The organism is Pseudarthrobacter sp. HLT1-7 (assembly GCF_059383435.1).
Genome location: NZ_JBWZCH010000027.1, coordinates 23,336 through 34,167, shown reverse-complemented (window position 1 = coordinate 34,167; position 10,832 = coordinate 23,336). Strand labels below are relative to the sequence as shown.

The 10,832-nt window shown below is 68.9% G+C and carries 12 protein-coding genes and 1 pseudogene; 1 reads left to right on the top strand and 12 read right to left on the bottom strand.

Annotated elements, in window-relative coordinates; all coding sequences use genetic code 11:
- Positions 1-143: 143 nt before the first annotated feature.
- Positions 144-704 (top strand): annotated as a pseudogene (locus tag AC50X6_RS18335) (class I SAM-dependent methyltransferase); the annotation flags it as partial.
- A gap of 52 nt (positions 705-756) precedes the next feature.
- On the opposite strand, the gene AC50X6_RS18330 reads toward AC50X6_RS18335, so the two are convergent.
- Genes AC50X6_RS18330 through AC50X6_RS18275 form a run of 12 tightly spaced genes read right to left on the bottom strand, consistent with a single transcriptional unit; the run spans position 757 to position 10,752 of the window.
- On the bottom strand, positions 757-1,929 hold the full coding sequence (locus AC50X6_RS18330) for a flagellar hook protein FlgE (RefSeq protein ID WP_494967573.1): 1,173 nt from the start codon (positions 1,927-1,929) through the stop codon (positions 757-759).
- A 31-nt stretch (positions 1,930-1,960) separates the two neighbouring features.
- Positions 1,961-2,395 carry a flagellar hook assembly protein FlgD gene (locus tag AC50X6_RS18325; protein ID WP_494967572.1) on the bottom strand — a complete coding sequence of 145 codons (435 nt, stop codon included), beginning with the start codon at positions 2,393-2,395 and terminating at the stop codon, positions 1,961-1,963.
- Positions 2,396-2,413: 18 nt separating this feature from the next.
- Positions 2,414-4,021, bottom strand: coding sequence for a flagellar hook-length control protein FliK (locus AC50X6_RS18320; protein ID WP_494967571.1), 1,608 nt, complete (start codon positions 4,019-4,021; stop codon positions 2,414-2,416).
- Positions 4,018-4,695 (bottom strand): C40 family peptidase, encoded by a 678-nt coding sequence (locus AC50X6_RS18315; RefSeq protein ID WP_494967570.1) that lies wholly within the window; start codon positions 4,693-4,695, stop codon positions 4,018-4,020. The genes AC50X6_RS18320 and AC50X6_RS18315 overlap by 4 nt, the downstream gene beginning before the upstream one ends.
- The gene (locus AC50X6_RS18310; RefSeq protein ID WP_326968680.1) at positions 4,692-5,126 is read right to left on the bottom strand and encodes a flagellar FliJ family protein; all 435 of its coding nucleotides are present in this window, start codon (positions 5,124-5,126) and stop codon (positions 4,692-4,694) included. The genes AC50X6_RS18315 and AC50X6_RS18310 overlap by 4 nt, the downstream gene beginning before the upstream one ends.
- On the bottom strand, positions 5,123-6,451 hold the full coding sequence (locus AC50X6_RS18305; RefSeq protein WP_494967569.1) for a FliI/YscN family ATPase: 1,329 nt from the start codon (positions 6,449-6,451) through the stop codon (positions 5,123-5,125). The genes AC50X6_RS18310 and AC50X6_RS18305 overlap by 4 nt, the downstream gene beginning before the upstream one ends.
- Entirely contained in the window at positions 6,448-7,101 is a 654-nt protein-coding gene (locus AC50X6_RS18300; RefSeq protein ID WP_494967568.1) for a FliH/SctL family protein, read from the bottom strand. Before AC50X6_RS18300 ends, AC50X6_RS18305 begins: the two co-directional genes overlap by 4 nt.
- Positions 7,091-8,104: a flagellar motor switch protein FliG gene (gene fliG, locus AC50X6_RS18295; RefSeq protein ID WP_494967567.1), complete on the bottom strand. Its 1,014-nt coding sequence runs from the start codon at positions 8,102-8,104 to the stop codon at positions 7,091-7,093. The genes AC50X6_RS18300 and fliG overlap by 11 nt, the downstream gene beginning before the upstream one ends.
- Positions 8,101-9,708 (bottom strand): flagellar basal-body MS-ring/collar protein FliF, encoded by a 1,608-nt coding sequence (gene fliF / locus AC50X6_RS18290; RefSeq protein WP_494967566.1) that lies wholly within the window; start codon positions 9,706-9,708, stop codon positions 8,101-8,103. Before fliF ends, fliG begins: the two co-directional genes overlap by 4 nt.
- On the bottom strand, positions 9,708-10,019 hold the full coding sequence (gene fliE, locus AC50X6_RS18285) for a flagellar hook-basal body complex protein FliE (RefSeq protein ID WP_494967565.1): 312 nt from the start codon (positions 10,017-10,019) through the stop codon (positions 9,708-9,710). Before fliE ends, fliF begins: the two co-directional genes overlap by 1 nt.
- Positions 10,019-10,411: a flagellar basal body rod protein FlgC gene (locus AC50X6_RS18280; protein ID WP_494967564.1), complete on the bottom strand. Its 393-nt coding sequence runs from the start codon at positions 10,409-10,411 to the stop codon at positions 10,019-10,021. Before AC50X6_RS18280 ends, fliE begins: the two co-directional genes overlap by 1 nt.
- On the bottom strand, positions 10,411-10,752 hold the full coding sequence (locus AC50X6_RS18275; protein WP_326968687.1) for a flagellar basal body rod protein FlgB: 342 nt from the start codon (positions 10,750-10,752) through the stop codon (positions 10,411-10,413). Before AC50X6_RS18275 ends, AC50X6_RS18280 begins: the two co-directional genes overlap by 1 nt.
- Between the last annotated feature and the right edge of the window lie 80 nt (positions 10,753-10,832).

Here is a 10,832-nt window from a genome sequence, read left to right as displayed (position 1 = left end):
TGCAGTCGAGAAAAGACTCGCCAGCACCGACACCGTCCCCCGGCAGGCACAAGATGAGCGGCCCCCGGAACAAAACCCAGGAGCCGCTCATCCATGCCTCTTGACAACCGGGCCTACATATCAGCGGAAAAGAGGCAACGATCATGACAGCAAGCAACGGTGTTGCATCAGCGCTGGCCCAAGCGCTGGCCATTGTCCTAGGCACCAAGGAGATTCCGCTCCGGCTGCGGGCCTGGGACGGCTCGGAGGCCGGGCCGGCCGGCGCGCCGGTGGTTGTGTTCCGGTCGCCGCGGGCGCTGCGGCGGATCCTGTGGTCGCCAGGGCAACTGGGACTCAGCCGGGCCTACGTTGCCGGCGATATCGACGCCCCAAGCGACCTCTTCGAGGCGTTCGTCGCGCTGAGCTCGGCCGGCAAGTTCGCCGAGCCCGGCCCTTTCAGAAGGCCCACGGCCCGCGAACTCGCGATGATCCTCACGACTGCAGCCCGGCTCGGCGCGCTGGGCCTGAACCCCGCGCCGCCGCCGGAGGAAGCAAAGCCCGTCCGCGCCGGCCTGCCGCACTCCAGGAGGCGCGACGCCGCGGCCATCTCGCACCACTACGACGTGGGCAACGACTTCTATGCCCGCGTCCTCGGCCCGTCGATGGTTTACTCCTGCGCGGTCTGGGACGGTCCGGACACCGGCCTGGATGCGGCCCGGAACGCGACGGCGGCTCCGGGCCCGGCACAACGCCGAAGCCGGAGCCGCCGGGCAGTACCTACCGCTTGAGGCTGCCGAGCTCCTGCAGCACCTCGTCAGAGGTGGTGATGATGCGGGCGTTGGCCTGGAATCCGCGCTGGGCGACGATCAGGTTGGTGAATTCCTGGGACAGGTCCACGTTGGACATTTCCAGGGATCCGCCGGAGAGGCTGCCGATTCCGGCGTCGCCAGCTCCGCCGAGCTGCACGCCGCCGGAGTTGGCGGTGGCCACGTAGGACGAGCCGCCGGCCTTCTCGAGGCCGGAGGGGTTGGTGAACTTAGCGAGCGCGATCTTGGCCAGGACCTGCTTGACGCCGTTGGAGAAGGAACCGATCACAGAACCGTCGTTGCCGAGGGTGTACGACTCCAGCTTGCCGGCCGCGGAACCATTCTGGCCGCTGACGATCATGGAGTTCACCTTGGCAAACCCGGAGGCCTTGGACAGGTCCACGTTCACGCCGTTGACCGAGAGCGGTCCGTTGGCGGTCAGCGTGCCGTCCTGCTGCTGCGTCAGCGTGACCGAGGAGGCGGCGCCGCCGTCGCGTGCGGTAACGTCCCAGCCGGTGGCCGTCTTGGTAAAGTCCACGGCCAGGCTCCGCTCCGTACCGGCGGCGTCGTAGATCTTCACAGAACGTGGCACGGTGGTGCCGGTGGCGGCGTCGCTGGGTAGGTTTCCCTCCATCGTAACGGCGGAGGTCCGCTGCGCCGGTACCAGGGTGTTCGGGTTGAGGGTCAGGTCGGACACCGGACCGCCTGCGTTGACCACTCCGGCCACGGCGGTCCAGCCCTGCAGGATGCCGCCGTCGGGGCTGACCAGCTGGCCGGCGGCGTCGGGGCTGAAGGCGCCGGCGCGGGTGAAGAGCTGCTGGCCGCCCTTGCTGGTGACGAAGAAGCCGTCGCCGGAGATCATCATGTCCGTGGCTCGGCCGGTGCTCTGTGAAGACCCCTGGGCGAAGTTGGTGCTGACGCCGGCGACGCGGACGCCGAGGCCGATCTGGGCGGGGTTGCTGCCGCCGGTTTCGGCCTGGGGGCCGGACGCTCCCTGCGTCATCTGGGACAGCGTGTCCTGGAACTGGGTGGAGGAAGCCTTGAAGCCGGCCGTGTTGACGTTGGCGATGTTGTTGCCGGTGACGTCCAGCATGGTCTGGTGGGCGCGAAGGCCGGAGATTCCGGAGTACAGCGAGCGGAGCATGGGAACTGCCTTTCTACGGGTGGAAAACTGGTCAGGAAGCGGCCGGAGCAGTGAGCCCGGTGATGGAGTCGAGGGGGATGGAGAGGTCACCGACCTTGACGGTCGGGACTGCGCCGGAGTAGGACACGGAGCTGGCGATGCCCGTCCCGGTGGTGCCGTCGTCGAGTGTGTAGCCGACGGAATGGCCGATCAACTGGGCGGCGGCCTGCCGCATCTGGAGGGAGAACCCTTCCTTGCTGTTGGTGGTCAGCTCGGACATCTTTTCCATCATGGAGAGCTGGATGGTCTGGCTCATCATCTGGTTGGTGTCCATGGGCGCGCTGGGGTTCTGGTTCTTCAACTGGGCCACCAGGAGGGACATAAAGACCTCTGAATCCATGGACTGTACGGGCGCGCGCACGGCAGCGGCCTGCGGGGTCTCCCCCGCGGCTGTGACCGGCTGTGAGGCGATGGGCTGGATGGTCATGAGTCGCGTTCCTTCGTGTCAGACAAGAATGTCGAGGGTGGTTTGGGCGCCGTTCAGGATTCTGGCGTTGCGCAGGGTCCCGGCGTCCGCGAGGGCATCCCAGCGGTGTCCGGGGCGCGGGTCGCCCGGGCCGTTCCGGCTGCCCGGTCCGGCGCCGCTGTCCCTGCCAGTGCCGTCCCGGCCGGCCGAATCCTGGTCTTCGCCGTCCCGGGCCGCTGTGCCGGGGCCGCCGTGATCCGAGACATCGAGGCTGGCGCCGAAGCCGGCATCGGCGAGCTCTTTGCGGAGTTCCGGCAGGATCCCGCGGATCGCCTCACGGCCCGCATCGCCCGGGGCGAAGAGCTCGATCCGGACGCCTGCGGCATCGATGTGCGCCCTGACCGTCATCGGCCCAAGGTCCTCCGGAGCCACCTGCAACGTCATGATGTGCTGCCCGTGGGACGCCCCGGCCAGCGTGAACAGCGGCTTGGCCAATTGCGGCTGGAGCGCGGCGCCGGGCTGGGACGGCACCGGGGCCGCAGGCTGCGGGACGGGCGCCGCTGCCGGTGTCGGTGTCGTCCCGGGATGGTTGGCCGGCATTGCGGCTGCTGCCGCGCCGGCCGCGGCGAGCGCATCCGCAGGCCCTGCCGCATCTGTTCGGACCGTCTTACCTTGGGCCGGCCCGACGGCGGCGACGGCAGCCGCGCTGCCGCTGGCAGCCATGACGGTTGCCAGCAATGCCGGTGTTACGGCCGGCGCGGGCGTTGCGGGCGGCGGCGCGACGGCCATTGCCGCAGCAACACCCTGCAGGTCCGCGATTCCCTGTACCGCATTTCCCGGCACCACGATTCCGGGCACAGCGTTTCCCGGCACAGCCGTGGCCGTCGCCACTGCGGCCGCGGGAGCACCGGCCTGAAAACCCTTGGCAGGCGTCGTGAGCGGGGCATGGGCGGCCGTGGGGGTAATGGTGCCCGTGGTGGCCTCGGCAGTGGTGCCGGTGCCGGGTGGGCTGTGCCGTGCGCCGGCCCGCATTGCCGTACTGGCCAAAGCTGTTCCGGGATCCCCATGCTGCAGGCCCGGCACCTGCCCGCTGACAGGTGTTGGCGTCGTCGCCGGAGCCGGCGGTGCAGTGGCGGCCGGAGCCGGAGCCGACGGTGCCGCCTGGCTTATTCCGCCCGCCGGAGCTGACACAGCAACCGGGTTGATTCCGCCCAGAACCGCTCCCGGCACCGCAAGGCGCGGATCAGGTCCGGGCGTTGCTCCGGCCGCAACGGCAGCAGGGGCTGACGACAGTTCGGGATCACAGGTCACCGGGAGTCCGGGTGCCGCGGCCAGCTCGCCCTGTTGGGTCGCCTGCGTATGATTTCCTGCAATGCCGGCTGCCAGCTGCGCGTTGCCGGCAAATACCGCCGCATTTTTCGCTGAAACGTCGGAAGGAACCTGCGCGGCGGCGTCCGCAGGTGCGTCGCGCACCGTCGGATCGGCGTCGGGCGCCTTCTCGGGACGAACATTGTGGATACCGTTGAAGACGGCGTCGAAACAGCCCGCAACGGAGCCACCCGCCTCGGGCCGCGGCCGCGTCCCTTGCTCGGTGCCCCGGCCCTGGACCGGTCCGGTCAGTGCGGCTGCGAGATCCAGGCCTTTCATGCCCCGGCCCCTGCCGGAACGATCCGCCGGATGGACGTCAGGTTGGAGTGCTGTTCCCAGGCGTCGCGAATCTGGATGGTTTTTCCCGGGACGGGGGCGTCGATCGCCTTGCCGTTGCCCAGGTAGATGGAGATGTGGTTCCCGCCGAAGCTGACCAGCAGGTCGCCGGGCCTGGCCTCGGCCAGCGACGCGACGGGCGTCCCCTGGCTCATCTGGTCGCTGACGACGCGGGGAATCTCGATGCCGAGGTCCTTGAAGACCCGCTGCGTGAAACCGGAGCAGTCCATTCCGGTGGCGGGGTTGGTGCCGCCCCAGACGTAGGGAACGCCGATGTACTTCTTCGCCATGGCGACCACGTCGGTTCCCGTTGCTGCGCCGGCCGCGGGAACTGTGCCGGGCGCGCTGAGGCCCTTGAGCGCCCCCACCGCCGTCGTGCTTCCCAGTCCCAGGCCGTTGGCGAGGGAAGAACCTCCGGCTCCGGCGGTCCCGCCCAACGCAGCGCTCAGCGCTTCGGTGAAGGAGGCGGCGTCGCCGCTTCCGGTCCCGGTGGCCAGCGAGGTCGCCGCGGCGGACTTCAGCGCGGCGGCGTTGCTTTCGGACGCGGCGGGCTTCGTCAGCTCCGAAATCATGGACTGGATACCCTGCATCCGGCCGATCGCCTCGGTCATGCTCATGACGTCACCGGCTGCTCGTCGCGGTGCCAGACGGTCGAGGCGATTTCGTCCAGGGCCGACTGCTCGACCCGGAGATCCTCGGTGCTGACCTCCGCATCGTGGCGGGCCTGCAACTTCTCCAGGCCCACGGAGCGGGTGCGGGCGGCGATGAACTCGCTGCGGGCATCGGCTTCCTCGGTTTCGGCCATCTGTGCCAGGTGCCGCAGGTCCGTGAGCATACTGTGCGATGAAGACCGTGCGGCCGCAATCGCCCGCAGGGACACCGCAGATGAGCTGGGGTTGTCGGTGGCGGCGAGCTCCCGGCGCGCGGCCGTTTCCCGGGCCCGGACGGAACTGGACCGCGACCGGGCGCGGGCAAGCCCGGTGGCGGCCTGGTCCTGCTGGATCTGGCGAAGGCGCAGTAGCCCTGCCAGGGAGAATTGGCGGTTCATGCTGCGGCTCCCAGAATCGAAGTGAGGTTTTCGAGCCGCATCCAGGACTCGGGGTGGGCCGTGGATTCATCCATCGGCTGCTGCAGGAAGCCGTTCACGTCCTGCTCGTGGTTCAGGGCGGCGTCCACCAGCGGATTGGTGCCCGTCTGGTAGGCGCCGACGTCGATCAGGTCCTGTGCCGCATTGCGCGCCGCGAGGACCCGGCGCAGGGTCGCCGCCGCCTCGAGGTGCGGGCGGGAGCTGACCTTGGTGGCGACGCGGGAAATGGAGCCGAGTACGTCCACCGAGGGAAAATGCCCGGTGACGGCGAGTTTCCGGTCCAGCACGACGTGGCCGTCGAGGATGGAGCGGGCTGCGTCGGCGATCGGTTCGTTGTGGTCGTCGCCGTCGACCAGCACGGTGTAGATGCCGGTGACGGAGCCGGTTTCGGCGGTGCCGGCGCGTTCCAGCAGCCGGGCCAGGACGGAAAAGGTCGACGGCGGGTAGCCGCGGGTGGCGGGAGGCTCGCCGGCGGAGAGGCCGATCTCGCGCTGGGCCATGGCCACACGGGTGAGTGAGTCCATCATCAGCACCACGTCCTGGCCCTTGTCCCGGAAGGATTCGGCGATGCGGGTAGCGGTGAAGGCCGCGCGCATCCGCATCAGGGCGGGTTCGTCCGAGGTGGCGACGACGACGACGGAGCGCGCCAGCCCGGCGGGGCCAAGATCGTCCTCGAGGAATTCCCGGACTTCACGCCCGCGCTCCCCGACGAGGGCGATCACCGAGACCTCGGCGTCCGTGCCGCGCGCGATCATCGAGAGCAGCGAGGACTTGCCCACGCCGGAGCCGGCGAAGAGGCCCATCCGCTGGCCCTTGCCCAGGGTGGTCATCGTGTCCAGGACCCGCACTCCGGTCTGCAGGGCCGTGTCGATCCGGGCGCGCTTCATGGCGTTCGGGGCTTCGTTGTCGATCGGCACGCGGGGGCCGCTGCTGAGCGGGCCTTTGCCGTCGATCGGGCGGCCGAGGCCGTCAATGACGCGGCCGAAGAGTCCCGGTCCGGTGGGGACCAGCACGGTGCCGCCCTTGGCCCGGACGGGATCGCCCGCCGCAACACCGGCAAGCCGGCCCAGCGGCATGCAGCGCACCGAGCCGGCCATTGCGGCGACCACCTCGGCGTCGAGGCCCGGGTCCTGCCCCACGGTCACCAGATCGCCCAGAGCGCAGTCCAGACCGGACACTTCCAGGCCCAGGCCCATGACTGAGGTGACGACGCCGATCCGCTGCGGGCCGGCGGCCTTGATTGCCGCGGCATAGTCAGCACCCTTGGGGCGCCACTCGGCGATCATGGCTGGTCCCCCGGCGCATTGTCGCCCCGGCCGTGGTTTCCGAGGAGGGCGGTGCGGGCGCGGGACAGGGCGCTGCCCAGGCCCGCATCGAGCCAGCCCTGCTGGTAGTCGACCCTGGCGTCGCCGCGGATCAGCGCCCGGTCTGCTATCAGCCGCAGGCCGGCCGGCAGTCCCTGGCCTTCCCTGCCGAGAACCTCGATGTCGGCCGGGTTGAGCCGGATCGCCAGCACGGTGGCGTCCTCGTTGCCGGCGAGGGCCCGGTCCAGGGCGGCGCGCGCCGTCCGGCTGCCTTCGGCGAGTTCGTAGCCCAGAATGGCCTCCGCGAGTTCCAGCGCGGTGCGGGCCAGAACCTCTTCGGCGTCCTCCAGAGCCCGGACATTGCGGAGGGTGAAGTCGGTACGTGCCACGGCAAGGGCGCGCACAGCACGGTCAAGGTCCTGTTGCCCGGCGGCCAGCGAGGCAGCCTGTTCGGCCGCCATCCGGTCCCGCCAGCGGCGCTGTTCCTTGGCGGCGGCCCGGACGCCGGCGGCATAGCCGGCGGCGTGGCCCTCGGTGTAGCCGGCCTGGTCGCTGGCAGGGCCGCTCGAGCGCAGCGAAGGGAAGATGATCCGCGCCGGTGCGCTGCCGGCGTCGGACCCGTCAGTAAACATAGTCTTCTTCGTCGCGGTGAATGGTGATCGCGCCCTCGGCATCCAGCTCACGGATGGAGCGGACGACGGCGGCCCGGGCCTCTTCGATCTGCGAGGCCCGCAGCGGGCCCAGCGCAGCGATCTCGGCTTCGAGGATTTCCAGGTTGCGGCCGGAGACGTTGGTGGTGATGCTCTCCAGTACGGCTTCGGAGGCGCCCTTCATGGCGACGGCCAGCACCGTCGATTCCAGGCCGCGCAGCACCAGTTGGGCGTCGCGGCGTTCCAGCTTGACGATGTCCTCGAAGGTCACCATCTGCGCCCGGATCTCCCCGGCCAGCTCCGGATTCAGCAGGTCCAGGCCGTCCAGCACGGAGCGCTCGGTGCTGGCGTCGGCCTTATTGATGATCTCCAGCAGCGGCTGGATACCACCGACTACCTTGGAGGCCTGCTGCGAGACGGCGGCCCCGCCACGCACCTTCAGGGTTTCCGCCACAATCCCGATCGCTTCGGGGGCACCGGATCCCATCGTGGCAATGCACAGGGCAACGTCGGCCCGGAGCGAGCCCGGCAGCCCGGACATCACGGTGGAGGCCTTCCGCGGACTCAGGTGGGCGAGGACAAGGGCGATGGTCTGCGGAAGTTCGCCGTCGATGAGGGCCAGGACCTGCACGGGCTCAATGTCTTCGAGGAATTCGAAGGACCGGCCCGCCACGTTCAAGGCCAAACGGTTGATCAGCCCGGCGGCCTTCGTTGCACCGAAAGAGGCCTCGAGGAGGTTTTCGGCAAGTTCCCGGCCGCCCCTGGCCTGGCGGGGGGAGGATAGGGCGCTTTCCCGGAATTCGGTCATCACCTGCTCGGCCACTACCGGGTCCACCTTCCGGAGGCGCACGATCTCGGCGGCAATCTCTTCGGCCTCCGAATCCGTGAACTGCGCCATCACCAGGGCGGCGTTGGTCGGGCTCATCTGCATCAGGACTACGGCGGCCCGCTGGGTGCCGGTAAGTGTCGATTCGACGAGTTTCATACCGGTTGCCTGTCATCCATCAGCCCGCGCAGATAGTCGGCCACCTTCTCGGGGTTGTTGGCTACCATGCTGTCAATTTCAACGCGTTGCCTCTCGGCTTCCAGCTGGGAGGACGACGGCGGCAACGGCGGCAGCGCCGCCAGCGGGATGGCCGAGGTCAGGGGCGGGGCTTCGAGCGCCGAGACGGCGGGCATCACCGGCATCAATTCCAGGTCCAGGCGTTCGCCGAGGTCCACGGGCTCGCGCTTCTGCCGGCGCCGCAGCACCATAGCGATGACGAGGGCGAGGATCAGCAGTCCCAGCAGGATGCTGCCGGCCGTAATCAGGGTGCCGAAGAACGCCGACTGTTTCTGGGCCTCGAGGTCGGCTTTTGCAGCCTCAAGGGAGGCGGCTGCCTGATCCGCGGCGGCTGTGCTGAACGGGACCACTTCCACGGTGACCACGTCGCCCCGGGCCGCGTCGATGCCGGCAGCGGCGGTGACGAGGGACGTCAGCGAGCCCAGGTTCAGTCCGCCGGCTGCGGACTGGTTGACGGCCACGGAGATGGTCTGGCGCTTAACGGCGCCCGGCGGGATCACCCGGTCCTCGGTGATTTTGTTGACGGCGTTGTTCTTGGTGGCAGTCGAGGAGTCGAAGCTGCCGTTGCCGCCGGTGCCGCCGGGGACGGCGATGTTGTCCGGGCCGAGGACGCCCGCGGCGCCTCCCCCGGTCCCGGTGTATTTCTCGGTTTTGGAGGACTCGCTCAGCGGCAGGGCGCCCTCGGCATTGGCGAACGTTTCGCTCTTCTGCTGGGCTGATTCTCCGGTGACGTCGGCGGCTACGGCCACCGTGGAATTGCCCGGGCCCACCACGCGGTCCATCACGGCTTTCACGGCGTCGGACGTGCGCTGCTGGTAGTCGGTGGCTTGCTTGCTCGCCGATCCGGCGGCTCCGGCGCCGACCGAGGACAGGACGTTGCCCTGCGAGTCGACAACGGAGACGTTGGCGGGCTTGAGGTTTTCGATGGCGGCGGAGGTCAGGTGGACGATTGCCTGGACCTTGTCGCCGGAAAGCGTGGTGCCGGGGGCGGTTTCCACGAAAACGGAGGCGGTGGTGTCCGGGGTTTTGGACACGAAGACGGTCTTTTCCGGAATCGCGAGCCGGACTGCGGCGGTCTTCACGCCGTCCATGGCCGTGATTGTGCTCGCCAGCTCACCCTCGAGGGCCCGCTTATAGGTGACGGACTGCTGGAACTCCGAGGAGGTGACCCCCATTTTGTCCAGCAGGGAGTAGCCGGTGGCGGCGGCTGTCGGGAGCCCCGCGGCGGCCGCCTTGAGCCGCTCGTCGTAGACCTTGGCCTGCGGCACGAGGATGGTGGAGCCGCCATCGCTGAGTTCGTACGGCACGCTGTCTTTGCGCAACTGCTCCACGATGCCGTTGGCGTCGGTGTCCTTGAGGCCGGAGAACAAGGGCGTCATGGTGGGTCTGGAGAGCCACGCGGAGAGGGCGATGATGCCTACCACCAGCAGGGCAGCGCCGATCGCGGCGAGGGTGCGCTGGCCGGTGGTGAATCCTTTGAGGCCCGATCCGAAGCGCCGGAAGAAGCCGGTAATCTGCGGTGGCATCAGGCCTGCATCCTCATGATCTCGTTGAACGCGTCGACGCCTTTGTTGCGGACGGCGGCCACCAGCTCAAGGGTGATCTGGGCGCGGCTGGCGGCGAGGGTGGCGTTGTGAATGTCGTCCAGGTTGCCGGTGACGGCCGAGACGGCGAGCTCTTTCGACGTCGACTGCAGTTGCTGGAGGTTGTCCACCGCGCCGGTCAGCGAGGCGCCGAAAGCGGAGCCGTCCGTGCCGGCGGGCGCACCGGCACCGGCACCGGAAAGGTAGTCCGTGGGCATAACGCCCTGGACGGGTGCGATTGGGGAAACAGGCATCAGGATCTTCCAATCTCAAGGGCGGCCAGGTAGGTTTCACGGGCGCGGTCCACCACCTGCGCGTTGGCCTGGTAGCCGCGCTGGGCAATGATGAGCGCGCCCATCTGCTCGGCCATGTCGACGTCCGGGTACTTCACGTTGCCGTCGGCGTCCGCCAGCGGGTGGTCCGGCTGGTAGACGATCCGGCCCTCGCCGCCGCCCAGCTGGGTGCTCTTGACGTAGACGCCGGTACCCTCGGCGCCCTCGGCCGCTTCCACGTACTTGGTCTGAAAGGCGGGTCCGTTGGTGCTTGAGGCGTTGTTCATGTTGGCCAGGTTGTCCGAGACGGCGTCGAGCCACTTGCGGTGCACGGTCAGGGCGGAGCCGGCGATGCCGATCGCGTCGAACGTCACTAGTTGGTCCTCATCGCGGCGCGCACGGCGTTGAATTCCCCGCCGATGGCACGGGCGGCGAACTGGAAGCGCAGCACGGTGTCGATGTTGGACAGGGTCTCGGTATCCAGGTTGACGTTGTTGCCGTTCAGCTGGGTGGGTTCCAGCGAGGTGCCGGTGGCGGCGGCAACGCTGCCGTCGCCGGACTTCACGGAATCCGCAAGGGCCGCCTCGAAGCTGACGCGCTTCGCGTGGTAATTCGGCGTGTTGACGTTCGCGATGTTGTTCGCGATGGAGCGCTGGCGCAGCGCCAGGCCGTCCATGGCGCTGGCCAAGGCGGCGGAAGTCACGGATTCGAGCACAGTGTCCTGCCTGGGATGGTTTCGGGTGGCCGATCCGTGGCCGTCAAACGAGCGATCCGTGCTCTATCAGTGGTTATCGG

Bases quoted from the DNA above. Each gene is read 5' to 3' on its own strand.
- AC50X6_RS18330 (WP_494967573.1), bottom strand. From the start codon at position 1,929: ATGCTCCGCTCGCTGTACTCCGGAATCTCCGGCCTTCGCGCCCACCAG.
- AC50X6_RS18325 (WP_494967572.1), bottom strand. From the start codon at position 2,395: ATGACCATCCAGCCCATCGCCTCACAGCCGGTCACAGCCGCGGGGGAG.
- AC50X6_RS18320 (WP_494967571.1), bottom strand. From the start codon at position 4,021: ATGAAAGGCCTGGATCTCGCAGCCGCACTGACCGGACCGGTCCAGGGC.
- AC50X6_RS18315 (WP_494967570.1), bottom strand. From the start codon at position 4,695: ATGAGCATGACCGAGGCGATCGGCCGGATGCAGGGTATCCAGTCCATG.
- AC50X6_RS18310 (WP_326968680.1), bottom strand. From the start codon at position 5,126: ATGAACCGCCAATTCTCCCTGGCAGGGCTACTGCGCCTTCGCCAGATC.
- AC50X6_RS18305 (WP_494967569.1), bottom strand. From the start codon at position 6,451: ATGATCGCCGAGTGGCGCCCCAAGGGTGCTGACTATGCCGCGGCAATC.
- AC50X6_RS18300 (WP_494967568.1), bottom strand. From the start codon at position 7,101: ATGTTTACTGACGGGTCCGACGCCGGCAGCGCACCGGCGCGGATCATC.
- fliG (WP_494967567.1), bottom strand. From the start codon at position 8,104: ATGAAACTCGTCGAATCGACACTTACCGGCACCCAGCGGGCCGCCGTA.
- fliF (WP_494967566.1), bottom strand. From the start codon at position 9,708: ATGCCACCGCAGATTACCGGCTTCTTCCGGCGCTTCGGATCGGGCCTC.
- fliE (WP_494967565.1), bottom strand. From the start codon at position 10,019: ATGCCTGTTTCCCCAATCGCACCCGTCCAGGGCGTTATGCCCACGGAC.